We start from the raw sequence: 24,622 nt of genomic DNA on the forward strand, positions 1-24,622 counted from the left end.
CAGAAACTATCACTCAAACGCAACAGTTACCGGCAAAATGTAACCAGCGGTGAGATTGTTAGCCGATTGTGCAACTGGCGTGTTTTTTGATTTCCACCAGGCAGCTCATGGCGTTCGGGCCCTGAGTTAACGACGAGGTCCCGATGTCGAGCGTCAGCACGTTAGGGTTGCCGGCGCGGTCCCACGGCTGCCACGCTTTGCCAAAACCGGGATCGAACCAGGCGCCGGTGGCGATGATCACCACACCGGGCGTCAGGCCGTCCGTCAGGCGGACGCCAGCCAGCATTCGGCCACGCGCGTTGCTCACTTCAATCTCATCGCCGTCGCTGATACCGCGCGCGGCGGCATCGTCAACGTGCATATACAGCGTTTCGTGACCGGCGGTTTTGCCGGCCTGCACCGTGGCGGTAGCATCCAGCTGACTGTGCAGGCGATCCGCAGGCTGCACCGAAATCATGTGCAGCGGGAACTGCGCGCTGAGCGCTGCGCCAAGCCACTCCTGCGGCGCGCGCCACTCCGGATGCCCGGCGAAATCCGCCAGCTGGTAATCGGCGATGGTCTGGCAAAACAGCTCAATTTTGCCGCTGGCGGTGTGAATCGGATGCGCCTGCGGGTCGGCGCGGAAATCATCCATAAACACGTACGGCTTGCCGCCCTGCGGAATCTCAACAAAGCCGCGCTGCCAGAATGCCTCAAACTCCGGGAACGCGATGTCCAGCTGCGCATGCGCCTGCGCGCACTGCTGGTAAAGATGCTCAATCCACTGCATCTCGTTGCGTCCTTCGGTAAAGCGATCGCGGTAGCCAAGGCGATCGGCCAGATCGGCAAAGATATCAAAGTCGTTACGCGCCTGATGCTGCGGTTTAATCGCCTGGTGCATCGCCAGCACGAAGCGGTCACGCGACGAGCCGCCAATGTCGTTGCGCTCCAGCGTGGTGGTGGCCGGCAGCACGATGTCCGCCATCTGCGCCGCGGGCGTCCAGACGATATCCTGCACGATGACCGTATCCGGACGCTGCCAGCCCTCGACCAGTCGGTTGAGCTGCTGGTGATGATGGAACGGATTGCCGCCTGCCCAGTGCACCAGGTGAATGTCGGGATAGTGCAGCGTCTCGCCCTGAAACGCATACGGCTGGCCGGGATTGAGCAGCATGTCGCTGATGCGCGCCACCGGGATCGACAGGTTCGCCGGATTCGGGCCGGTGCTCATCAGCGGCGCCGGGCCTTCCTGGCGCGGATTGCCGACGCTGTTCATCGAGCCATGACCAAAAGAGAAGCCGCCGCCCGGCAGTCCCGGCTGGCCCAGCATCGACGAGAGCGCAATCATCATCCAGTACGGCTGCTCGCCGCGATGGGCGCGCTGCACCGCATAAGCACAAGTGATAAAGCTGCGTTTGCCCGCCAGCTGCTGCGCCAGCAGTGCGATACGCGCCGCCGGGATGCCGGTTATCGCACTGGCCCACGCGGGCGTTTTTGCCACGCCGTCGCTTTCGCCCAGCAGATAGGCACGCAGTTGCGGCCAGCCGGTGCAGTGGCTGGCGAGGAAAGCCTCATCGATAGCGTTCCGGCGGGTAATTTCATAGCCGAGCGCCAGCATCAGCGCCACGTCAGTGTTCGGGCGAATCGGAATCCACTCGGCGTTAACGAATGCCGGGCAGTCATCGCGCATCGGGCTGATGTTAATGATCGGCGTGCCTTTGGCGCTCAGCTGCTGCAGCGCCGGTTTCAGGCTGTGCTCGCCGGCGCCGCCGGAGGCCACCTGCGCATTTTTCAGCGCCAGGCCGCCAAAGGCGACGAAAATTTCTGCATGCTCCACCACCTGCGGCCAGTCGGTGACGCGGCCGGTGAGCGGCATATAAGTGCCAATCACGTACGGCAGAAAGAACTGTGCCGCGCCCCAGCTGTAGTTACCCTGCTGATCAACGCCACCGCCGCCCTGGAAATAGAAGCGACGAATCAGGGTGCGCGCGTGGTTGACGCGACCGGCTGATGACCAGCCGTACGAACCGTTGAAAATGCCGGAAGCGCCGTAGCGGTCGCGCACCCGGCGGTTCTCTTCCGCCACCAGATCGAGCGCGGTGTCCCAGTCCACGGCGACAAAATCTTCCCGGCCGCGCAGCGTGCGATCGCTGTTTTCACGCGACTTCAGCCACGAACGGCGCACCATCGGCTGACGGATGCGTTTATCCGAGTACACCAGTTCAGGGATAGTGTGGATCATCGGGGAAGGATCGGCATCGGCGAAGAAAGGTTCGCAGGCAATCAGGCGCTGATTTTCGGTGACGGCGGTAAACGCGCCCCAGTGCGCAAGGTGCGGCACACGAGTTTTCATGGTTATGGGTCCGGCAGGCAGGTGTGATTCAGGCTGGCAGCATAGCACGGTGCCGTTACCGGGCTAAAGCCTCGCCGTGAGCGTCTGATTTTCCGCACTTTTGCGACAGCGCTGACATTCTGGCGGGTTGCGGCTGCCGGGCTTTTCCGTAACACTGAGAGCATGTGTAAACGTTTTCCCGGATGTCGACCATTGCATGGCTACTATTAAGGATGTTGCCCGCATGGCGGGGGTGTCGGTCGCGACCGTGTCCCGCGTCATCAATAATTCGCCCAAAGCCAGCGAGAGTTCGCGCCTCGCCGTTACCCAGGCCATGGAACAGCTGCAGTATCACCCGAACGCCAATGCCCGCGCGCTGGCGCAGCAATCCACCGAAACGCTCGGGCTGGTGGTAGGCGATGTGTCAGACCCGTTTTTTGGCGCGATGGTGAAAGCGGTCGATGAAGTCGCCGGGCAAACCGGCAACTTTCTGCTGATTGGTAACGGTTACCATAATGAGCAGAAAGAGCGTCAGGCGATTGAACAGTTGATGCGCCATCGTTGCGCCGCGCTGGTGGTGCACGCCAAGAAAATTCCCGATGACGATTTAGAGCTGCTGATGAAGCAGGTGCCAGGCATGGTGCTGCTGAACCGGCTGCTGCAGGGGTTTGAGTCGCGCTGCATTGCGCTGGATGACCGCTACGGCGCCTGGCTGGCCACGCGTCACCTGATTCAGCAGGGTCATACGCAGATCGCCTTTATCTGCTCGACGCACACCATCTCTGACGCCGAAGATCGGCTGCAGGGCTACTACGATGCGCTGAAGGAGCACGGTCTGCCGTGCAACGACCGGCTGGTGGCGTGGGGAGAACCGGATGAGGTCGGTGGCGAGCAGGCAATGACGGAACTGCTCGGACGCGGCAAGCAGGTGAGCGCGGTGGCGTGCTACAACGATTCGATGGCCGCCGGTGCGCTGGCGGTGCTGAGCGATAACGGCATTCGCGTGCCGGAAGAGATGTCGCTGATTGGCTTTGATGATGTGCTGGTGTCGCGCTACGTGCGTCCGCGCCTGACCACGGTGCGCTATCCGATTGTGACCATGGCGCAGCAGGCCGCGCAGCTGGCGCTGGCGCTGGCCAACGGCACCGCGCTGCCGGAGGTGACCAATATGTTTAGCCCGACGCTGGTCAGGCGGCATTCGGTGGGTGGACCGGGTTAAACGGGTGCAGGCTTTCCCTCACCCTGAGGGAGAGGGAACGTTCCAGAGCGCGCGGTCAGCCCCCTCGCCCGCTTGCGGGAGAGGGTCGGGGTGAGGGCCAGCGCGCACCCAACCCACTATAAATCCTGCGAATACACCTTCACCTGCACCTCAGGAAACTCCAGCGCATCACACTGATACTGCCAGCCGAATCGCTCGTAGTAGCCGCCAAACGTCGACCACAGCCACACCGTTGCATAGCCGCGCTGGCGGGCGTAATCCAGCACGTGCTGCTGCAGGGCGGCGCTCAGCCCCTGCCCGCGCGCCGCTTCATCCACATACAGCGCGGCAACCCACGGATAGAGATCCTGACGGCTAATCAAATCGCAGCGCCAGAACCCTACCGTGCCATGCGGCACGTCATCGTCATCCAGCGCGACAAAGGTCACCGGAAACGCGGCACCGTTCAGGCTACTGCGTACAATGCTGTCGTAAAACGCGCGCGAGGTGCCGTCACCAAACGCCTGCCATAGCCAGTCGATGATCTGGCTGGCGTGATGCGGCACGCTGCTGAGCGGCACGATGCGCATCAGTTCAGCTCCAGCGCCAGCAGTTCCTGAATGGTCTGCGCACGGCGAATCTCACGCGACACGCCCTGCTCAAACAGCACTTCCGGGATCAGCGGACGGCTGTTGTAGTTGGAGGACATTGATGCGCCGTAAGCGCCGGTATCATGGAACACCAGATAATCGCCGACCTGTGCCGCTGGCAGCGCGCGGGTTTCCACTTTGCCCCCTTCCAGCTGGGTAAACACATCTCCCGACTCACACAGCGGCCCGGCCACCACGCTCTCCACATTCGCCTCACCCGGCGCGCTGCCATCGGCAGGCAGCAGCGAAATATGGTGATAGCTGCCGTACATCGACGGACGCATCAGATCGCTGAAACCGGCATCCACCAGCACAAAGTGACGGCTACCCATCTGCTTCACCGCCCGCACCTGCGACACCAGTACGCCCGACTCCGCCACCAGAAAACGGCCCGGCTCAATCTCCAGCTTCACCGCATGGCCGAGGTGCGCCGCGATACGCTCGCGCGCGCCGTTCCACAGGCCGTAATAGTGCTGCGTATCAATCGCCTCCTCACCAAAGCGGTAAGGAATCGACAGCCCGCCGCCCGCCGAAATGGCCTGCAGGTCCTGACCAAAGGCCACTACCTGGTCGACCATCGCGTCGCACACCTGCTGCAGATGGCCATAATCGACGCCGGAACCGATGTGCATATGTAGCCCCACCAGCTGCAGGCCATGCTGCTGAATCGCCGCCAGCGCCAGCGGCAGATCGCTATGCCAGATGCCGTGCTTACTGTTTTCGCCGCCGGTATTAGTTTTCTGGCTGTGACCGTGGCCAAAGCCCGGATTAATGCGCAGCCAGACGCTGTGACCCGGCGAAACCGCGCCGAGCTGATGCAGCATATCCACGGAGCCGGCATTCACCGGCACCTTCAGCTCGGCGATGCGCGCCAGCGTCGGCGAGTCCAGCACATCGGCGGTGAACACTATATCCTCGCCGCCCGGCTGAAAACCGGCAGCCAGCGCACGTTCGATCTCGCCGAGCGAGACCGAATCGACCCTGACGCCGGCAGCACGCATCAGGCGCAGAATATGAATATTTGAGCAGGCCTTTTGCGCAAAGCGCACCACGTCAAACGCGCTGAGCTGCGCAATACGCTGCTGAATGATTTCGGCATCGTAAGCCCAGAACGGGCCGCTGTAGCGCTGCGCCAGCGGCAGTAGATTTGTGGCGTTAAGCGCCGTCTGGGAATCGTTAAGTGGACGTGGCATGAACATTCTCCTGAGTCGTTGCTGTCATTTAGCCACAGCACAGTGATGCGGAAAAATATCTGTTTAAGCATCAGCTATGCAAATATGATATGGATGACACGGAGGGGACGATGGCAAAAATTAACTGGCGGCAAATCGAAATCTTTCACGCGGTGATGACCAGCGGCAATCTGACCCAGGCCGCCACGCTGCTGCACACCTCGCAGCCAACGGTGAGCCGCGAACTGGCGCGGCTGGAGCAGCAGCTGGGCTTACAGCTGTTTGAGCGGGTGCGCGGCCGCCTGCAGCCCACCGTGCAGGGGCTGCGGCTGTACGAAGAGGTGCAGCGCTCGTGGTACGGTCTGGATCGCATCATGGATGCCGCCGAAGGGCTGCGCAATTTCCGCCAGGGCGAGCTGTCCATCGCCTGCCTGCCGGTGTTTTCCCAGTCGCTGTTGCCGCCATTGCTGCAGCCGTTTTTACAACGCTATCCGCAGGTGAGCCTGAATATTATTCCGCAGGAGTCGCCGCTGCTGGAGGAGTGGCTGTCGGCGCAGCGCTACGATCTCGGTCTGACCGAAACCCAGCATGCGCCCGCCGGGACTAAACGTCTGGCACTGCTGACCTGTGATGAAGTGTGCGTGCTGCCACCGCAGCATCCGCTGTGTCAGCGGGCGATGCTGACGCCGCAGGATTTCCACGGTGAAAACTATGTCAGCCTGTCGCGCAGCGATAGCTATCGTCAGTTGCTGGATGCGCTGTTCCATGAGCAGCAGGTGGAGCGGCGGCTGGTGCTGGAGACGCACAGCGCCGCGTCGGTGTGCGCGATGGTGCGCGCCGGGGTGGGTATTTCGATTGTTAATCCGCTGACGGCGCTGGATTACGCCGACAGCGGCGTGGTGATGCGCCGCTTCAGTATTGCCGTGCCGTTCACGGTGAGCCTGGTGCGGCCGCAGCATCGACCAGCATCGGCGCTGGTCGATCACTTCTGCGACCACCTGCAGCAGCAGGTGGCCACCTTTACGCAGCGCATCGCCCAGCGTCTGGCTTAAGCGCGCACCGTCTCGCGCTGACCGCCCGATTTGCGGAAGGTCAGCAGACAAACCACTAATCCCGCTGCCGCCAGCGCTGCCGCCGCGACCGGCACCGCCGTCAGGCCATAGCCTTTATCGATTACTGCGCCGCCCACCCACGCACCGAGTGCGTTACCGACGTTGAAGGCCGAAATGTTGAGCGTCGACACCAGATTTGGCGCGTCTTTACCGTGGCGCACCACGTTAATTTGCAGGCCCGGCACGGTGGCGAAGGTCGCCATTGCCCACAGGAACAGGGTTACCTCTGCCAGCCACAGCGCATGGCTGGTCCAGCTGAACAGCAGCGAGAACACGGCGATCAGCGAGAAGCTGAGGATCAGGCTGAACGACACTTTCCAGTCCGCCAGTTTCCCGCCAACAATGTTACCCACCGTCAGGCCAGCACCAATCAGGAACAGCGTCCAGCTGACGCCGCGATCGCTGATGCCGGTCACCTGCAGCAGCAGCGGCGCAATGTAGCTGAACAGCGCAAACATCGCGGCGGCAAAACACACCGTCATCAGCAGCGACAGCCACAGTTTGCCGTTGGCCAGCGCGCTGATTTCGCTCGCCAGGTGCACCGGTTTTTCATCTTTGTTAGTCGGCAGGCTGACGATCAGCGCGATGAACGCGAGGATGCCAATAATCGCCACGCCCCAGAAGGTGGCCCGCCAGCCAAACAGCTGACCAAACCAGGTGCCGAGCGGCACGCCCAGTACGTTGGCCAGCGTCAGACCGGTAAACATCAGCGCCACCGCCGACGCCTGACGGCTCGGTGCCACCAGGCTGGCCGCCACCACTGAACCGATGCCGAAGAACGCACCGTGACACAACGCGGTAATAACGCGCGCCAGCATCAGCAGGTTATAGGTATAAGCCAGCGCACAGAGTACGTTGCCGATGATGAAGATGATCATCAGCAGAATCAGGGTACGTTTACGCGGCAGTTTCGCGGTCAGCAGCGCCATGATTGGCGCGCCGATGGCCACACCCAGCGCATAGCCGCTGATCAGCCAGCCCGCAGAAGGAATCGACACCTGCAGGTCACCCGCCACTTCCGGCAGTAACCCCATGATGACGAACTCCGTGGTGCCGATGGCGAACGCACTCAGCGCCAGCGCCAGTAATGCAACAGGCATAACACACTCTCCCAAAATAATTTTGCAGGCGGGCCGCACGACGAACGCCGTACGGTTAAGACAGACGCGTATCCCTCCGACAGTGCGGGGATGTTTATTTTTGAACTGCGTCACAGTCTGCTATTAAAGCACAGCCTCTGACTCTCAACCACCCGGGCGGCAGCAAGGCTATTTTGCCTGCGCGGCAATAATCCCGGCGCTAAAAAGTGTCGCTTATGCATCACTGAGACAGGATGGCGATAACAGACTACGCTTGATAACAGGTTGTGATCGCTGTCACAGCGACGGCGCTTTCTGGCGTTAAATCAGGCAGTAAAGGATGGTCGCACATTGCCGATACCCCAATGGATTGCCCGGTAATGCGGCGTCAACACAACAGGGGGACAGAGTTATGCGATGGATCATCGCGCTGGCGATCGGCGGCTTAAGCGGCTGCTCGGTCGGGCACTATGAATACAGCTCAGAAGCGGCCAGGCGCGTCGATATGACCGTCACCGGCATCCCCACCGTGCTCGGCATGGGTGCGCTGGGCACCACTATCCCCCTGACGCGCGAATATAGCCTGACGGCGGCGCACGTGGCCAAATATTCGCTGTATCGGGTGAAGGCCTGGCATCCGGAGTGCGATATCGCCGTGGTTTATCATGCGAATAAAGAAGCCAACCTGCCCCCGCAGTTCCGCAACAGCCATATCGGCGACAACGTTAATCTGTATGGGTATAGCTTTATCTCCGCGCTGCCGGTGGCATCAAGCGGCAAAAACCTGATCAATACGACGCTGAGCAATGACTGGAATAAGGCCAGTTGCGTGGTGGTGGCGGCCAATGCCGGCGTGGTGAAAGGCATGTCCGGCGGCGCGGTGTATAACGCCAGCGACGACACGCTGGCCGGGGTGATTGTCGGCTATAGCAGTCGGATTGATGATAATAAGAGCGGCAAAACGCTGTTTAAAGATGTGGCACTGTATGTGCCTTATGCGCGGTTCCAGGCGTGGCTGGATGGGGTGGTGAAGTCTTAGGTTGGGTGCGCGCTGATGCCCTCACCCCGGCCCTCTCCCCGTGGGAGAGGGAGAAAACCAGAGCTGACCTCTGCCACGGGGAGAGGGAGAAAACCACAGCGGTCCTCTGCCACAGGGAGAGGGAGAAAACCACAGCAGCCCTCTGCCACGGGGAGAGGGAGAAAACCACAGCGGCCCTCTCCCACCGGGGTACGGGCAAGTCCCCTCTCCCCATGGGAGAGGGTTAGGGTGAGGGCAACCTGATTACTTACCGGTCGGGCGCAGAGCCGGGAACAGGATTACATCACGAATGGTGTGGCTGTTGGTGAACAGCATGACCAGGCGGTCGATACCAATGCCCAGACCCGCAGTCGGTGGCAGACCGTGCTCCAGCGCGGTGACGTAGTCTTCGTCGTAGAACATCGCTTCGTCATCACCGGCGTCCTTCGCGTTAACCTGTTGCAGGAAACGCTCTGCCTGATCTTCCGCATCGTTCAGCTCGGAGAAGCCGTTACCGATTTCACGGCCGCCGATGAAGAACTCAAAGCGGTCGGTGATTTCCGGGTTCTCGTCATTACGACGCGCCAGCGGTGACACCTCTGCCGGATACTCGGTGATGAAGGTTGGCTGAATCAGGTGCGCTTCGGCGGTCTCTTCGAAGATCTCGGTCACCACGCGGCCCAGACCCCAGCTCTTCTCCACTTTGATGTGCAGCTCATTGGCAATCGCCACTGCTTTGTCAAAGTCATCCAGATCGGCGAGGTCCGTTTCCGGACGGTATTTCTTGATCGCTTCACGCATGGTGAGCTTCTCAAACGGCTTGCCGAAATCGAAGGTGTGCTCACCGTAAGGCACTTCCGTGGTGCCCAGCACGTCCTGCGCCAGGGTGCGGAACAGGCTCTCGGTCAGTTCGATCAGATCTTTGTAGTCCGCATACGCCATATAGAGCTCCATCATGGTGAACTCTGGATTGTGGCGCGGCGAGATCCCTTCGTTACGGAAGTTACGGTTGATCTCAAACACGCGATCGAAACCGCCAACCACCAGACGCTTCAGATACAGCTCCGGCGCGATACGCAGGTACATGTCGATGTCGAGCGCATTATGATGGGTGATAAACGGACGCGCGGACGCGCCGCCCGGAATCACCTGCATCATCGGCGTTTCCACTTCCATAAAGTCGCGGTTAACCATGAACTGACGAATGCCGGCCATGATTTGTGAGCGAATTTTGAAGGTTTTACGCGAATCGTCGTTGGAGATCAGGTCAAGGTAACGCTGACGGTAACGGGTTTCCTGATCGGCGAGGCCGTGGAATTTGTCCGGCAGCGGACGCAGCGCTTTGGTCAGCAGGCGCAGCTCAGAGATATGGATCGACAGCTCGCCGGTTTTGGTTTTGAACAGCTTACCGCGCGCGCCGAGGATATCGCCGAGATCCCACTTTTTGAACTGCTCGTTGTAGACGCCTTCCGGCAGATCGTCACGGGAAACGTAGATCTGGATCTGACCGCCCACATCCTGCAGGGTGGCGAACGACGCTTTACCCATGATGCGGCGGGTCATCATACGACCGGCTACGCTCACCTCAACGCCGAGCGCTTCCAGCTCGTCGTTCTCTTTGCTGTCATAGTCGGCATGCAGACGATCGGAGGTGGTGTCACGGCGGAAATCGTTAGGAAACGCCACGCCCTTTTCACGCAGCGCGCTGAGTTTTTCGCGACGCGCTTTCAGTTCGTTGTTTAACTCAAGGGCGGCATCAGCGCTCTGCGGTTGTTGTTCAGACATGTCGGTTCCTTATAGCCCTGCTTTTAAACTTGCTTCAATAAAACGGTCAAGATCGCCATCCAGTACGGCCTGGGTGTTACGCGTTTCTACGCTGGTACGCAGATCCTTGATGCGCGAATCGTCAAGAACGTATGAACGGATCTGGCTGCCCCAGCCGATGTCCGACTTGTTCTCTTCCGCCGCCTGCTTATCGGCATTCTTCTTCTGCATTTCATATTCATACAGCTTGGCACGCAGTTGTTTGAAGGCCTGATCTTTGTTCTTATGCTGCGAGCGGTCGTTCTGGCACTGCACCACAATGTTGGTCGGCAGGTGGGTAATACGCACCGCGGACTCGGTTTTGTTAACGTGCTGACCACCGGCACCCGAGGCGCGATAGACGTCGATACGCAGGTCGGCCGGGTTGATTTCGATGTCGATGTTGTCATCCACTTCCGGGTAAATAAATACCGAACTGAAGGAGGTGTGACGACGGCCGCCGGAGTCGAACGGGCTCTTACGCACCAGACGATGAACGCCGGTTTCGGTACGCAGCCAGCCGTAAGCGTAATCACCGATGATTTTGATGGTGGCTGATTTGGTACCGGCCACTTCGCCTTCGGACTCTTCGATGATCTCGGTTTTGAAGCCTTTGGCTTCCGCCCAGCGCAGATACATGCGCAGCAGCATGCTGGCCCAGTCCTGCGCTTCGGTGCCGCCGGAGCCGGCCTGAATATCCATGTAGCAGTCGGCGCTGTCGTATTCGCCGGAGAACATGCGGCGGAACTCCAGTTCACCCAGCTTCACGTCCAGCGCGTCCAGCTCGACCACGGCTTCGTTGAAGGTCTCTTCGTCGTCGGCTTCAACCGCCAGCTCCAGCAGACCCTGCACATCTTCCAGCCCCTGCTGCATCTGGTCGAGCGTTTCAACCAACGCTTCCAGCGAGGCGCGCTCTTTGCCCAGCGCCTGCGCGCGTTCAGGTTCGTTCCAGACGTCCGGCTGTTCCAGCTCGGCGTTTACTTCTTCGAGGCGTTCTTTCTTAGCATCGTAGTCAAAGATACCCCCTAAGAACGCTGCTGCGCTCGCTGAGGTCCTGGATACGATTTTTGACCGGATTAATTTCAAACATGGCTTTTCAGTCTTTTTTGACGATTCGGTGAGAGGAGATAAAAGTAACGCGCTAGTTTACCCGAAAGCGCGTCTGGTTTGTAGCTTTGCACATCAATGGCTATACCGCGTATGAACCGGCAGAAAATAATTGCGCCAGTTCTGGAAACCGGCAGGTATGGCGGTTGCCAGAAATCCCGCTGTCACTCGCCACCGGCGCGGTGCGCCTTCAGAATTTTCCTACATAATCACGGCAATAAACGCCAGCTGGCGTCATTAAAACCCATGATTTCTCAAACAAAATCATTAAAACTCCACCATCAGAAATGTCTGGTTCGAAGCGTGATATAGCGCGATTAGCCTGCGCAATGCTGCGCTGTCCTGGCCATCAACCGGCCAGTGCGCACCTTATCCTTTCTGCACCCTGGCGGAATCTCAGGGATTCGTGCTTCATCTATTGCGTTCTGTCTGTCAGCCACGTTGCTCAGGAGTATTCGTGACAGGGAAAGACTGCATTCAGGCCCGTTAACGTGAACGGGCGACAACATGCCCTGAGAGGCATGAGGAGTTGCCATGCATTATCCTGTTGTTACTTTTCGATCCTCACCGCGCCTGCTGGCGATCATCATCCCGTTTCTGCTGAGCGCCTGTGGTGGCGGAGGCGGCGGCGGTGGTAGCGGCGGCGACAGCACCCTGACCCCGGTCACGCCGGTTGTTGAACCTGCGGTGCCGGCCACGGCCGCCAGCAGTAAAGTGGGCATCATTGACTCTGGTCTGGCCCCGGGCCGCAGCGGAATTAATTACGCCAACGTGAATTTCTCCAGCTATGTCGACAGCAACACCACGCTTAACGACAACATGGGGATCAACGGCCACGGCACGCTGGTGGCGATGACGCTGCTGGGGCTGTCGCCTGACAGCGCGCTGTATGTAGCGCAGGCGTCACAAAATAACATTTTCAGCTACGACAATACTGCGCGCGCCGTGCAGGGCCTGGTGGCGCAGGGCGTGCGCATTTTCAATATGTCCTACGGTTCGCAGGAGCGCCTCACCAGCCAGCAGGCGCTGAGCGATGCGCGCCAGCGCTATCAGTCACTGTATCAGGGGCTCAACGCGGTGGCTGCGGCAGATGGGCTGGCGGTGATGATCACCGGCAACAGCAACGGCGCCACGCCGGCACCGGACGTGCTGACACCGCTGATGTATAACGACCCGCAGCTGGCGCGTAATCTGCTGGCGGTCACCGGCATCATGGATCATACCGGTTATGATCTGCCGGGACGCGCAGCCGGCACCGGACCGTTTGACGCCTGCGGCGCGGCCGCCGCATGGTGCCTGACCGCGCCGGGTTATACCGATTATCTTTATCAAAATTCTGACGGCAGCTGGGTAAAGGTGCGCAGCTTCGGCACCTCATTTGCCGCACCGCGCGTGACGGCTGCGGCTTCGCAGCTGCTGCAGCGTTTCCCGTGGATGAGCGGCCATAACCTGCAGCAAACCCTGCTGACCACCGCCACCTACCGCAGTGATGCGCACGATAACGTCGCCGACAGCGCGAACGGGCGGCCATACAATGAGACGTTCGGCTGGGGCGATCTTAACGCCGCCAAAGCCTTAAACGGGCCGGGACAATTCTGGGCAGAGGACTTCAGTGCGCGCCTCGACGGCGGTCAGTATGTGTTCAGCAATGACATCAGCGGCGATCGCGGGCTGGTGCTGGACGGCAGCGAACGCGGCGGTACGCTGCAGCTGACCGGCAACAACAGCTATCAGGGCCTGACGCAGGTCTCCGCCAATAGCCTGCTGATTGACGGTGCGATTGCCGGCAATGCGCTGGTGAACGGCAGCGGCAAACTGGGTGGCAGCGGACGCATCGGCGGCAATCTGGTCAACCAGGGATCGGTTAATGGCGGCCTGCAGGTGGCGGGCAACTATCAGCAAAGCGCCAACGGTACGCTTAACGTCACGCTGAACAATCCGCTGCGCGTGACCGGCAACGCAGCGCTCGACGGCACGCTAAACCTGGCGCCGCCCTCCGCCAGCTACGTGGTGAAACAGCAGGAAACGCTGCTGACCAGCGGCGGCGGCGTGAGCGGTCAGTTTAGCCAGGTCAATACCGGCGTATTTCTCGACGGTTCCGTCAGCTATGACGCCCACAGCGTTACCGGCCAGCTGACGCGCAAGAACACCGCCGCGGCGGCACAGGCGATGGGAATCGATAGCGCCAGCGCGCAGCAAACCAGCCGCAACCTGGAGCAGGCGTTTGAGCTGGCGGACCGCTGGCAGGGTCAGGCGACGCTGAGCAGTGCGCAGCAGTCAGCGCTGGCGGCCGCAGGCGCCTTCCAGACGCTGGCGGACACCCGCAGCGCACAGGCGGCGATCAACTCCCTGTCCGGCCAGGCGCATGCCTCCGGCAATGCGGTGCTGTTCAACGCGCTTGATTATCAGACGCGCCTGCTCAACAACCGCATCGATGATGCCAGCGAACAGGGGCGCTTCGGCTTCTGGCTGGAGAGCGGTCAGCTGCGCGGTTCGCTCGACCAGGACGGCTATCTCGGCAACCGCTATCGCAACACCCTGACCGCGCTGGGTGCCGACAGCGATTTTGGCCTGCCCGGCCTGCGCCTCGGCATCGCCTGGACGCACACTCAGCTTGATGCCACCTATGACGACACCGGCGGCAACAGCCAGAACAGCCTGCAGGGCGTAATGCTGTATGGGCGCTATGCGGTGACGCCAGCCTGGTACTGGCAGGGCAATCTCAGCTATCAGCATGGACGCGACAAACTGCAGCGCCTGGTGCTGCTGGATGAAGCTGCACCGGTCTCCTCTTCCGCCCGCACTGACAGCTGGCAGGCGGCGCTGCAGAGCGGCTATCGCTGGACGCTGCTGGAGGATTATCGCATTGAGCCTTATCTCGGCTGGCGTGAAACCGGCCTGCAAACCGGCAGCTTCAGCGACAGCGGCAGCGCGTTTGGTCTGCAGGGTGACGGCGACAGCTATCGCCGCAGCGTCGGTTACGGTGGCCTGAATCTCAGCGCGCGCCAGGACTGGTCGGCGGGCTGGTGGAGTATGCTGAGCCTGTATGGCGAATACCAGTACGCGTTCAGCAATCCGTCGATGGACGTCAGCGCGCGCTGGAGCGGCTTCGGCAGCGGTCAGCAGAGCTTTACCATCCCGGGTATGCAGCTCGATCGCCGCTCGCAGTGGTTTGGTGCGCGGGTTGATCTGGTGCAGTCGGCACGCGCGCGGCTGTTCCTGCGTGCCGACCGCCACGTGGCCGATCGCGGCGATGAGAAGGTGCTGCGCGGCGGTGTCGACGTCACGTTCTAAAGGTTACGACTGCGGCCAGATATGGTCGATGATCAGCTGTACCGAGCGATTGCCGCGGTATTCGTTGATATCCAGCTTGTAGGCCAGCTGCGCCTGACGCACGCTGCTGTCTGGCCACAGGCTGGTGTCGACGTTAAAGGCGATACCATCCAGTAACGGGCCGCCGCCCAGCGGCTCGACCATCACCTTAAGGTGACGCTCGCCCACCAGACGCTGCTGCAACAGCTTAAACTGACCGTCGAACACCGGCTCCGGAAACGCCTGGCCCCAGGGGCCGGCTTCCCGCAGCATTTCCGCGGTGTGCAGGGTAAACTCCTGCGCATGCAGTTCGCCATCGGACCACATCACGCCCTGCAGCGCCTCGCCCTCCAGCCATTCGTCGATCAGCGCAGCAAAGCGCTGGCGGAACTCATCGTACTTCGCCTCTTCCAGCGACAGCCCCGCCGCCATGGCGTGCCCGCCAAATTTGATGATCAGGCCGGGATAGAGCGTGTCGATGCGTTCCAGCGCGTCGCGCAGGTGCAGGCCGGCAATCGAACGGCCAGAGCCCTTCAGCGTGCCGTCACCGGCGGGTGCGAAGGCGATCACTGGACGGTGGAAGCGCTCTTTCAGGCGTGACGCGAGGATGCCAACCACGCCCTGATGCCACTCCGGGTGATAAAACGCCAGCCCGAGCGGCAGATCGCGATGCTGGCGCTCCAGCTCATCGCACAGCGCCAGCGCCTCGCTCTTCATGCCCTGCTCAATCTCTTTGCGCGTCTGATTAAGCGCATCAAGTTCGCTGGCCAGCATGCGCGCCTGGGCAATATCTTCCGTCAGCAGCAGCGCAACGCCAACCGACATATCGTCCAGCCGGCCGGCAGCATTGAGGCGTGGCCCGACGGCAAAACCGAGGTCGCTGGCCGCCAGCTGACGCGCATCGCGGTTAGCAATCTCCAGCAGCGCGCGGATGCCGGCACGGCATTTGCCGGCGCGGATGCGGCTCAGCCCCTGCCACACCAGAATGCGGTTGTTGGCATCCAGCGGCACCACGTCGGCCACAGTACCGAGCGCCACCAGATCCAGCAGTTCGGCCAGATTGGGTTCACTGCGCCCGTCGCTGAACCAGTTCTGCTGACGCAGATGGGCACGCAGCGCCAGCATCAGATAAAACGCCACGCCCACGCCGGCCAGCGAACGCGACGGGAATGCGCTGTCGCTCAGGTTAGGGTTAACGATGGCTTCTGCCGCCGGCAGCGTTTCGCCCGGCAGGTGATGATCGGTGATCAGCACCGGAATGCCGTGCTGGTGCGCGGTATCGACGCCGGCGTGCGACGAAATGCCGTTATCCACGGTGAGGATCAGCTCGGCGCCACGCGCGCGCGCCTGCTCCACCACTTCCGGGCTCAGGCCATAGCCGTCATCAAAGCGGTTCGGCACCAGATAATCGACGTTGCCGCCCATGCTACGCAGCGCCAGCACGGTGAGCGCGGTGCTGGTGGCACCATCGGCATCGAAATCACCCACCACCACGATGCGGCGTTGCTGCTGCAGCATCTGGTGCAGCAGCGTCACGGCGCGCTCAATGCCGCCAAGACTTTGCCACGGCAGCAGGAATTTCGCGCCGCGCTCCAGTTCGGCGGCGTCTTTGACACCGCGTTGCAGGTAGAGACGACGCAGCAGCGGCGGTAAATCATCGGGTAACTGCGCGTCGGCCTGGGCTTCACGCCGACGCAATTCTACAGAGTGCATCACTGTGTCTTAACCACCACGCTTCTGGCCGTCCAGCACCTGCTTCAGCTCCTGCGGTCCCTGGTAGCCAGGGATCATCATGCCGCTGTCGGTGAGAATGGCGGGCGTGCCCTGAATACCAAACAGAATGCCCAGCTTGTAGTGCTGGTCGAGATTGATTTTGCAGCTCGCCGGCGCATCCATTTGCGGTGCATCGCCTTTCATTGCGGCATCAAACGCCTTGTTGCGATCGGCGCTGCACCAGATGGCGGTCATGGCTTTCTCCACCTGGCCGTGCAGGCCTTCACGCGGGAACGCCAGATAGCGCACGGTGATGCCCAGCGCGTTGTAGTCAGCCATCTGTTCGTGCAACTTGCGGCAGTAGCCGCAGGTAATGTCAGTGAACACGGTGATCACGTGCTGCTCTTTCGGCGCTTTGTAGACAATCATTTCCGGTGCCAGCGCGGCGACTTTTTTCTCCAGCAGCTGATTGGTGACATTCACCGGCTGCGCGCCGCTGACATCGTACAGCGGGCCCTGAATCATGTGCTTGCCGTCTTCGGTGACGTACAGCACGCCGCTTTCGGTCATCACCGTTTTGATACCCGGCAGCGGCGACGGCTGGATTTCCGCCTGCTGCATACCCAGTTTTTTCAGTGATTGCTGAATCGCGCTGTCATCGGCATGGGCCAGCGCAGAAAAGGCGCTGACCAGCAGAGCCAGCGTCGTAACGGTTTTTTTCATCTCAAATCCTTGTTGCCGCTGCTCAGGCGCGCGGATGATGCTGTTGATGTAACTGACGCAGGCGCTCAGTCGCCACGTGCGTGTAAATCTGGGTGGTCGACAGGTCGCTGTGCCCCAGCAACATCTGTACGACGCGTAAATCGGCACCATGGTTCAGTAAATGTGTGGCAAATGCGTGGCGCAGCACGTGCGGTGACAGCTTTTCGCTGTCGATGCCGGCAAGGGTGGCATAGTGTTTGATGCGATGCCAGAAGGTCTGGCGTGTCATCTGCTGCGCGCGGTTGCTGGGGAACAGCACATCAATGGTCTGCCCGTTCAGCAGCCAGGGCCGCCCGTGTTCCATATAGTGCTCCAGCCAGTAAATTGCTTCTTCACCTAATGGCACCAGCCGCTCTTTATTGCCTTTACCGATGACGCGCACCACGCCCTGACGCAGGCTGACATCACTCAACGTCAGACCGACCAGCTCAGAGACGCGCAGCCCGGTAGCGTACAGCAGCTCCAGCATCGCTTTGTCACGCAGTTCGAGCGGTATGTCCGTCGCCGGCGCCTGTAACAGGCGCTCGACCTGATTTTCTGACAGGTCTTTTGGCAGGCGCTGCGGCAATTTCGGCGCTGATAACAGCGCGCTGGGATCGTCACTGCGCAGCTTTTCGCGGTACAGATACTGAAACAGACGGCGCATCGCGCTCAGGGTACGCGCTGAGCTGGTGGCTTTGTAACCGCCCTCAATCCGCTCAGCCAGAAACTGCTGCAAATCAGCGGCTTCCAGCGTCAGCAGCGTGCGCTCATGGTGGTGCAGCCAGGCAGTGAGCGTCTGCAAATCCTGACGATAGGACGCCAGCGTGTTCTGCGCCAGGTTGCGCTCAATCCAGAGCGCGTCGAGAAACTGTTCTATCAGATCGCTGTCCTGCACTGTTGCCCCTCGCCGTGTGAAATCGTGCTCATTATGCCTGAAACTGGCCTGCTTCTGGTACAATTGCGCCAGAGTGAGTTTCAGTCAGAGCATTAATTGCATGAATATCGGTCTGTTTTACGGTTCCAGTACCTGTTACACCGAGATGACGGCGGAGAAAATCCGCGACTTTATCGGTGAAGAATTAGTCACACTGCATAACCTGAAAGATGACGATCCGTCGCTGATGGAGCAGTACGATTTACTGATTCTCGGTATTCCGACCTGGGATTTCGGCGAACTGCAGGAGGACTGGGAAGCGGTGTGGCAACAGCTGCCGGCACTCAATCTGCAGGGCAAAATTGTGGCGCTGTACGGCATGGGCGACCAGGTCGAGTACAGCGAATGGTTCCTTGATGCGCTGGGTATGCTGCACGAACTGCTGCTGCCGATGGGCGTGCAGTTTGTCGGTTACTGGCCGCTCGACGGCTACCAGTTCACCAGTAAAAAACCGCTGACCGCCGATGGTCAGCAGTTTGTCGGTCTGGCGCTCGACGATGTTAATCAGTTTGAGCTGAGCGAAGCGCGCGTCGAGCAGTGGTGTGAACAGATTCTGACCGAAACCGCCGCGCTGCTTTAATGCGGCGTCGCGCCATCCAGCAAAAAACAGCGGGCGCGTAGCGCGCGCCACGCGTCGGGCGGCATGCTGTCGTGCAGCAGCCACAGCCGCCAGCGCTGCCCGCGACGGTTACGCAGCACCAGCAACACGCCCCACGGTAGCCAGTCCGGCTGCCGTTGCGCCTGCCAGCGCTCACCGCGCCAGTACCAGTCACCCTTGTCATCCAGCATGAGCGCTCCGCAGCGCTGCTGCAGGCGACGCGCGTTACGCCAGCACTGCAGTGTCAGCAGAATCACTACCGCGATCTGAACCCAGGCCCAGCCCGCCGGCCAGCGACAGCTCAGCAACAGCGCGCCACACAGCCCGAACAGCGTCACATTCAGCACCCGCGCGCTGCGTGACGCGCGCAGATTACATTGCCACCGGCCCGCGTTCACGGTTGCGCTGCTGAATCAGTTTCACCATGCGTTTAAACTCAGGATCGGCCGGTTCGCCGTGGTTCATCATCCAGTTAAACAGGTCCGGATCGTCGCTCTTCAGCAGCGCGACAAACACCTGTTTGTCGCTGTCGCTCAGCGAATCATACTCATATTTAAAGAACGGCATGATCGAGACATCCAGCTCCAGCATGCCGCGACGGCATGCCCACTGGACGCGCGCTTTGTCATGAATATCCATGTGTCTTCTTCCACAGCTGATAACAGTGGCGCTCAGTGTACCTGCTTTTTCGCCGCGCTGCAGGCGTGCAACCCGACGCTGCGCGCGATGACGCACAGCAATGCCACCGGTTACAGGGTTATCACGCGATTTGTGCGCCAGATTCCGCAAACAGGTTGCAATGGCGCACTGCTCTTTTAACATTGGTAAGCATATTACTGGATAAACCTTATTGATCAGGACGGACTCATGCCGATTTTCACCCTTCCGCCTCGCCAGCCCGCTGCGGCGTCGCGCCTGCCTTTAACGCTGATGTCGCTCGACGAGTGGGCGCTGGTATCGGTGCAGGGCAAAGACAGCACCTCTTATTTGCAGGGTCAGCTAACGCTGGACGTGGCGGCGCTGGACGCAGCGCAGCATCGCCCGGCGGCGCACTGTGATGCCAAAGGCAAAATGTGGAGCAATCTGCGTCTGTTCCATCGTGGAGAAGGTTATGCCTACCTGGTGCGCCGCAATCTGCGCGAGCAGCAGGTGACCGAACTGAAGAAGTATGCGGTGTTCGCCAAAGTGACCATTGCGGCCGATGATGACGCGGTCCTGCTCGGCGTTGCCGGTTTTCAGGCGCGCGCCGCGCTGGCTAACGTTTTCGCCACGCTGCCGGATGCCACAACCCCAGTGGTGCAGCAGGATGACACCACCCTGCTGTGGTTCGCCGAGCCAGCCGAGCGTTTTCTGCTGGTCACCACGCCGGCGCAGGCCGAAGCGCTGCAGCAGAAGCTGGCCGGGGAAGCGCAGCTGAATGACAGCACGCAGTGGCTGGCGCTGGATATTGCGGCGGGCGTGCCGGTGATCGACAGCGCCACCACGGCGCAGCTGATTCCGCAAGCCACCAACCTGCAGGCGCTGGATGCCATCAGCTTTAAAAAAGGCTGTTATACCGGCCAGGAGATGGTGGCGCGCGCCAAATTCCGCGGCGCCAATAAACGTGCGCTCTACTGGCTGGCGGGCAGCGCCAGCAAAGTACCGGACGCGGCCAGTTCGCTGGAGTTGCAGATGGGCGACAAATGGCGTCGCACCGGCACGGTGCTGAGCGGCGTACAGCTGGATGATGGCAGCGTGTGGGTGCAGGCGGTGCTAAACAACGATCTGGAGCCGGACAGCGTGCTGCGCGTTGAAGGCGATGAAAGCGGTAAGCTGACCATTCAGCTGCTGCCCTATTCGCTGGAGGAGTAACGGTTACGGCTGGTACGCCGCAGGGTCGCCATCAGTGGCGACCCTTGCCTTGTTACATTACGTAAAAATAGATGGCGCAAAAGTGCAGCACGCTGCCGCCCAGCACGAAACCGTGCCAGATGGCATGATTGTACGGGATGCGGCGCGACACATAGAAAATCACCCCGAGTGAATAGACAATCCCGCCCGCCGCCAGCAGCCAGACGCCGCCGGCCGACAGTTTGGTTGCCAGCTGATAAATCACCACCAGCGACAGCCAGCCCATGCCGAGATAGGTCACCAGCGACAGCACTTTAAAGCGATGCGCAATGGTCAGCTTAAATATGATGCCCGCCAGCGCCAGACTCCAGATCACCACCATCAATCCCTGCGCCAGCGGCGATTGCAGCCCGACCAGCAGAAACGGCGTGTAAGTCCCGGCGATCAGCAAATAGATGGCGCAGTGGTCAAATTTCTTCAGCCAGTATTTGGCGCGCTGGTGCGGAATGGCGTGATACAGCGTCGAGGCGAGGAACAGCAAAATCATGCTGCCGCCGTACAGGCTATAGCTGGTAATGGCGGTGATATTCGCCTGCATTTCAACGGCCTGGGTCAACAGCAACACCAGCCCCACGATGCCAAACACACAGCCCAGGCCGTGGCTGATGCTGTTGGCGATCTCTTCGGCCAGTGAATAGCCCTGGGCAATAAGTCGGTTCTGTACCATGGCATCGGATTCCTGAACATCGTAACGAAAGTTGTGCTTTTTCTGTGCACCAGAGTAGCGAAGAACAATTTCAGAGTACACATGTACGCTAAAATTATTCTGTGAAGAGGTGTGACAACCCAGCGGCAAACCAATCTGTTACACTGAGGCTTCTTTTTGCCGTGAGCGCCGCCCGAATGTTTTCACACAGCGACCTGTCCCGTTTGAATGACCTTGAGATGCAGGTTTATCACTTCATCATCAAACACCGGGAAAGTGTCAGTTATATGACCATCCGTGAACTGGCGGCGCAGGCGGGCGTCTCGACCACCACGGTGCTGCGCTTCTGCCGCAAAATGCACTGTGACGGCTGGTCAGAATTCCGCATCCGTTTTCGCCTGGCGCAGGAGCAAAGCGCGCCGGTGCTGCTGCCCTCCGGCGTCGGAGAAATGCTGAGCTTTTTTAAAAGCATCAATAACGCAGAATTTGATCAGCAAATTGCCACCGCGGCGCAAATGATCATTGAGGCTGAGCACATTTTCTTTATTGGTGCTGGTACTTCAGGCAGCCTTGGCAAATATGGTGCGCGCTATTTTTCTAATATTGGCAAATTCAGCCATCACATCGATGATCCTTATTACCCGGTGAGTAAGAGCGCCTGGGAAAATGCGCTGGCGATTATTTTATCCGTCTCTGGCGAAACCGAAGAGATCCTGCGCTTTGCCAGTCAGTTCAGCCTGCATCACTGTAAAATCATCTCCATCACCAATCACGACAACTGCTCGCTGGCGAAAATGGCGGATTTCAATCTCTCCTATCATGTGCCGCAGGAGAAACTGCCTGACCGCTTCGATATTACCACCCAGGTACCGGTCATTTATATTCTGGAGACGCTGGGCCGTTATATTGCCCGCCTCACGCAGGTATAAAACAGCCTGTTTTTCGGCGGTAACAAGTCACATTTCCGCGCCGGTGTTATAGCGTGACTTTGCTATTTCAGTTGTTACACTGCGGGCAGTATTATTTTCGCCAACAGCGTGACGAGGTATTGAAATGAGTGAAGGATTGCAGTTACCCAGCGGATTTCTCTGGGGCGGCGCGGTGGCAGCCCATCAGGTTGAGGGCGGCTGGGATCAGGGCGGCAAAGGCGTCAGTATCGCCGATGTTCTCACCGGCGGCGCACACGGCGTAGATCGCGTCATCACGCCCGGCGTTCAGCCCGGCCAGCACTATCCCAACCATCAGGCGGTGGAATTCTATTCGCACTACAAACAGGACGTGGCGCTGTTTGCTGAGATGGGTTTCAAATGCTTCCGCACCTCGATTGCCTGGACGCGCATTTTCCCCAACGGCGATGAACTGCAGCCCAATGAAGCCGGCCTGCAATTTTACGATGACCTGTTTGATGAACTGCTGAAATATGGCATCGAACCGGTGATTACCCTGTCGCACTTTGAGATGCCATATCATCTGGTTAAAGAGTACGGCGGCTGGGCTAATCGCAAAGTGGTCGATTTCTTTGTGCGCTTCAGTGACGTGGTGATGACGCGCTATCGCCACAAAGTGAAGTACTGGATGACCTTCAATGAAATCAATAACCAGCGCAACTGGCAGTATCCACTGTTCGGCTACTGCTGCTCCGGCGTCGTGTTCACAGAGCATGAAAAGCCGGAGCAGACGATGTATCAGGTGATGCATCACCAGTTCGTTGCCAGTGCCAAAGTGGTGAAGCGCGGCCACGAAATCAACCCGGATTTCCAGATTGGCTGCATGATCGCCATGGTACCGGTCTATCCGTTCTCCTGCCATCCGGATGACGTGATGCGCGCACAGGAGTCGATGCATCAGCGCTACGTGTTCAGCGACGTGCAGATGCGCGGCGCGTACCCGGCTTATACGCTTAAAGAGTGGGCGCGCAAGGGCTATCACATTGAGATGGAAGCCGATGACGCCGAAACGCTGCGTCAGGGCTGCTGCGACTACATCGGTTTCAGCTACTACATGAGCAATGCGGTGGACACCAAAGCCAGCGGCGTCGACGACCCGATCACCGGCTTCGACGGCGTAGTGCCTAACCCGCATGTGAAAGCGTCCGACTGGGGCTGGCAGATTGATCCGGTCGGCCTGCGCTACGTGCTGAATGCGCTGTATGAGCGCTATCAGAAGCCGCTGTTTATCGTTGAGAACGGCTTTGGTGCCATTGATAAAGCCAATGCTGAGGGCGTAATCGAAGATGACTACCGCATTGATTATCTGCGCGCGCACATCGAAGAGATGAAAAAAGCGGTGGCGCTGGATGGTGTCGATCTGCTGGGCTATACGCCGTGGGGCTGCATCGACTGCGTCTCCTTTACCACCGGCCAGTACAGCAAGCGCTACGGCTTTATCCACGTTGATAAAAACGATGACGGCAGCGGCAGCTTTGCCCGTTCGAAGAAGAAGAGTTTCGCCTGGTATCAGCAGGTAATTGCCAGCAATGGTGAAGTGTTGTAACCGCTAATGGCGCGCGACGTATAAATGTGCGCCGCGCGCAGACAGGCTGTGAAGTGCGGCTCAACGGCCGCCTGATGCATCAATAAAGCTGCCGGTGACGTATGAAGCGGCGTCACTGGCCAGCCAGACGATGGCGGCAGCGATCTCCTCCGCCTGGCCGCCGCGCTGCATCGGCAGCGATGCCGCGAGACGATCAACGCGCCCCGGCTCGCCGCCGTCGGCATGCATATCGGTGTAGATCAGCCCTGGCCGCACGCTATTGACGCGAATCCCCTGCGCCGCCACTTCCAGTGACAATCCTCTGGTCAGCGTATCCATCGCGCCTTTCGACGCCGCGTAATCGACATACTCATTGGGCGAGCCGGTACGCGCGGCCGCTGACGAGACGTTAACAATGGCGCCGCCCTGACCGCCGTGTGCGGTGCTCATGCGTTTTACCGCTTCGCGACAGCAGATAAACGTGCCGGTGACGTTGGTTGCCAGCACGCGCTGAATGCGCGCAGCATCCAGATCCTCAACCCGGCACTGGGAGAGGAGAATACCGGCGTTATTCACCAGCACGCGCAGCGCGCATGGCTGCTGATCCAGCTGGCGGAACATGCGCACCACCTGCGCTTCATCGGCAATATCCGCCTGTAAGGCAAACGCGCTGCCGCCCTGCGCTTCGATATCTGCTACCACCTGCAACGCTTCTGCTGCGCGCTGCCGGAAATTGATTGCCACGCGATAACCTGCCTGCGCCAGCAGCAGCGATGTTGCCCGTCCAATTCCGCGGCTACCGCCGGTGACCAGTGCCAGATCCATATGCTTCTCCCATAAAAAAAGGCCGACAAATCGGCCTT

At 59.9% G+C, this 24,622-nt stretch carries 21 protein-coding genes; 8 read left to right on the forward strand and 13 right to left on the reverse strand.

Features of this window, described 5'->3' with window-relative positions; genetic code table 11:
- Nucleotides 1-58 precede the first annotated feature (58 nt).
- Nucleotides 59-2,332: a molybdopterin-dependent oxidoreductase gene (locus F3I21_RS16155; protein WP_031279488.1), complete on the reverse strand. Its 2,274-nt coding sequence runs from the start codon at nucleotides 2,330-2,332 to the stop codon at nucleotides 59-61.
- A 196-nt stretch (nucleotides 2,333-2,528) separates the two neighbouring features.
- Here F3I21_RS16155 and galR point away from each other — a divergent pair, with 196 nt between their 5' ends.
- Nucleotides 2,529-3,530: an HTH-type transcriptional regulator GalR gene (galR, locus tag F3I21_RS16160; protein WP_031279486.1), complete on the forward strand. Its 1,002-nt coding sequence runs from the start codon at nucleotides 2,529-2,531 to the stop codon at nucleotides 3,528-3,530.
- Nucleotides 3,531-3,646: 116 nt separating this feature from the next.
- Here the strand turns inward: galR and F3I21_RS16165 are convergent, their stop codons facing one another.
- Together F3I21_RS16165 and lysA are read right to left on the reverse strand one after the other, a co-directional pair.
- Nucleotides 3,647-4,099, reverse strand: coding sequence for a GNAT family N-acetyltransferase (locus tag F3I21_RS16165; protein ID WP_150059319.1), 453 nt, complete (start codon nucleotides 4,097-4,099; stop codon nucleotides 3,647-3,649).
- A complete protein-coding gene (gene lysA / locus F3I21_RS16170; RefSeq protein WP_150059320.1) occupies nucleotides 4,099-5,352 on the reverse strand; it encodes a diaminopimelate decarboxylase in 1,254 nt (417 codons plus the stop codon). The genes F3I21_RS16165 and lysA overlap by 1 nt, the downstream gene beginning before the upstream one ends.
- Before the next feature lie 110 nt (nucleotides 5,353-5,462).
- On the opposite strand from lysA, the gene F3I21_RS16175 reads away from it, so the two are divergent.
- Nucleotides 5,463-6,383: a LysR family transcriptional regulator gene (locus F3I21_RS16175; RefSeq protein ID WP_150059321.1), complete on the forward strand. Its 921-nt coding sequence runs from the start codon at nucleotides 5,463-5,465 to the stop codon at nucleotides 6,381-6,383.
- Here the strand turns inward: F3I21_RS16175 and F3I21_RS16180 are convergent.
- Nucleotides 6,380-7,543, reverse strand: a complete 1,164-nt coding sequence (locus F3I21_RS16180; protein WP_058775879.1) for an MFS transporter — start codon at nucleotides 7,541-7,543, stop codon at nucleotides 6,380-6,382. The two genes, F3I21_RS16175 and F3I21_RS16180, sit on opposite strands and share 4 nt — an antisense overlap.
- Before the next feature lie 391 nt (nucleotides 7,544-7,934).
- On the opposite strand from F3I21_RS16180, the gene F3I21_RS16185 reads away from it, so the two are divergent.
- Nucleotides 7,935-8,561 (forward strand): hypothetical protein, encoded by a 627-nt coding sequence (locus F3I21_RS16185; protein WP_021506683.1) that lies wholly within the window; start codon nucleotides 7,935-7,937, stop codon nucleotides 8,559-8,561.
- Nucleotides 8,562-8,804: 243 nt separating this feature from the next.
- Here the strand turns inward: F3I21_RS16185 and lysS are convergent, their stop codons facing one another.
- Complete coding sequence (gene lysS, locus F3I21_RS16190; RefSeq protein ID WP_150059322.1) at nucleotides 8,805-10,325, reverse strand: lysine--tRNA ligase; 1,521 nt, start codon at nucleotides 10,323-10,325, stop codon at nucleotides 8,805-8,807.
- A gap of 9 nt (nucleotides 10,326-10,334) precedes the next feature.
- A protein-coding gene (gene prfB, locus F3I21_RS16195; protein ID WP_150059323.1) for a peptide chain release factor 2 occupies nucleotides 10,335-11,433 on the reverse strand; the annotation gives its coding sequence in 2 pieces (ribosomal slippage) (nucleotides 10,335-11,357 and nucleotides 11,359-11,433; 1,098 coding nt in all).
- 551 nt (nucleotides 11,434-11,984) lie between these two features.
- Here prfB and F3I21_RS16205 point away from each other — a divergent pair.
- Nucleotides 11,985-14,744: an autotransporter domain-containing protein gene (locus F3I21_RS16205; RefSeq protein WP_150059324.1), complete on the forward strand. Its 2,760-nt coding sequence runs from the start codon at nucleotides 11,985-11,987 to the stop codon at nucleotides 14,742-14,744.
- A 3-nt stretch (nucleotides 14,745-14,747) separates the two neighbouring features.
- On the opposite strand, the gene recJ is transcribed toward F3I21_RS16205, so the two are convergent.
- Genes recJ through xerD form a run of 3 tightly spaced genes read right to left on the reverse strand, consistent with a single transcriptional unit; the run spans nucleotide 14,748 to nucleotide 18,114 of the window.
- A complete protein-coding gene (gene recJ / locus F3I21_RS16210; RefSeq protein WP_150059325.1) occupies nucleotides 14,748-16,475 on the reverse strand; it encodes a single-stranded-DNA-specific exonuclease RecJ in 1,728 nt (575 codons plus the stop codon).
- 9 nt (nucleotides 16,476-16,484) lie between these two features.
- Nucleotides 16,485-17,198 carry a bifunctional protein-disulfide isomerase/oxidoreductase DsbC gene (gene dsbC, locus F3I21_RS16215; RefSeq protein ID WP_021506677.1) on the reverse strand — a complete coding sequence of 238 codons (714 nt, stop codon included), beginning with the start codon at nucleotides 17,196-17,198 and terminating at the stop codon, nucleotides 16,485-16,487.
- Nucleotides 17,199-17,220: 22 nt separating this feature from the next.
- Nucleotides 17,221-18,114, reverse strand: a complete 894-nt coding sequence (xerD, locus tag F3I21_RS16220) for a site-specific tyrosine recombinase XerD (RefSeq protein WP_058757089.1) — start codon at nucleotides 18,112-18,114, stop codon at nucleotides 17,221-17,223.
- Nucleotides 18,115-18,214: 100 nt separating this feature from the next.
- Here xerD and fldB point away from each other — a divergent pair, with 100 nt between their 5' ends.
- Nucleotides 18,215-18,733: a flavodoxin FldB gene (gene fldB, locus F3I21_RS16225; RefSeq protein WP_021506675.1), complete on the forward strand. Its 519-nt coding sequence runs from the start codon at nucleotides 18,215-18,217 to the stop codon at nucleotides 18,731-18,733.
- Here the strand turns inward: fldB and F3I21_RS16230 are convergent.
- A complete protein-coding gene (locus tag F3I21_RS16230; RefSeq protein ID WP_150059326.1) occupies nucleotides 18,730-19,149 on the reverse strand; it encodes a protein YgfX in 420 nt (139 codons plus the stop codon). The genes fldB and F3I21_RS16230 overlap by 4 nt on opposite strands.
- Nucleotides 19,124-19,390: an FAD assembly factor SdhE gene (gene sdhE, locus F3I21_RS16235; RefSeq protein ID WP_010616925.1), complete on the reverse strand. Its 267-nt coding sequence runs from the start codon at nucleotides 19,388-19,390 to the stop codon at nucleotides 19,124-19,126. Before sdhE ends, F3I21_RS16230 begins: the two co-directional genes overlap by 26 nt.
- 228 nt (nucleotides 19,391-19,618) lie before the next feature.
- On the opposite strand from sdhE, the gene ygfZ reads away from it, so the two are divergent.
- Nucleotides 19,619-20,602: a tRNA-modifying protein YgfZ gene (gene ygfZ, locus F3I21_RS16240; protein WP_150059327.1), complete on the forward strand. Its 984-nt coding sequence runs from the start codon at nucleotides 19,619-19,621 to the stop codon at nucleotides 20,600-20,602.
- Between the two features lie 52 nt (nucleotides 20,603-20,654).
- On the opposite strand, the gene F3I21_RS16245 is transcribed toward ygfZ, so the two are convergent.
- Nucleotides 20,655-21,308: a hemolysin III family protein gene (locus tag F3I21_RS16245; RefSeq protein WP_150059328.1), complete on the reverse strand. Its 654-nt coding sequence runs from the start codon at nucleotides 21,306-21,308 to the stop codon at nucleotides 20,655-20,657.
- A gap of 176 nt (nucleotides 21,309-21,484) precedes the next feature.
- Between F3I21_RS16245 and F3I21_RS16250 the strand changes: the two genes are divergently transcribed.
- Nucleotides 21,485-22,216: a MurR/RpiR family transcriptional regulator gene (locus F3I21_RS16250; RefSeq protein ID WP_132464566.1), complete on the forward strand. Its 732-nt coding sequence runs from the start codon at nucleotides 21,485-21,487 to the stop codon at nucleotides 22,214-22,216.
- A 124-nt stretch (nucleotides 22,217-22,340) separates the two neighbouring features.
- Nucleotides 22,341-23,780, forward strand: a complete 1,440-nt coding sequence (locus F3I21_RS16255; RefSeq protein ID WP_031279480.1) for a 6-phospho-beta-glucosidase — start codon at nucleotides 22,341-22,343, stop codon at nucleotides 23,778-23,780.
- Between the two features lie 60 nt (nucleotides 23,781-23,840).
- On the opposite strand, the gene F3I21_RS16260 is transcribed toward F3I21_RS16255, so the two are convergent.
- Nucleotides 23,841-24,584 (reverse strand): SDR family oxidoreductase, encoded by a 744-nt coding sequence (locus F3I21_RS16260; protein WP_150059329.1) that lies wholly within the window; start codon nucleotides 24,582-24,584, stop codon nucleotides 23,841-23,843.
- Between the last annotated feature and the right edge of the window lie 38 nt (nucleotides 24,585-24,622).

The organism is Pantoea sp. B_9 (assembly GCF_008632015.1).
GTDB lineage: Bacteria > Pseudomonadota > Gammaproteobacteria > Enterobacterales > Enterobacteriaceae > Pantoea > Pantoea dispersa.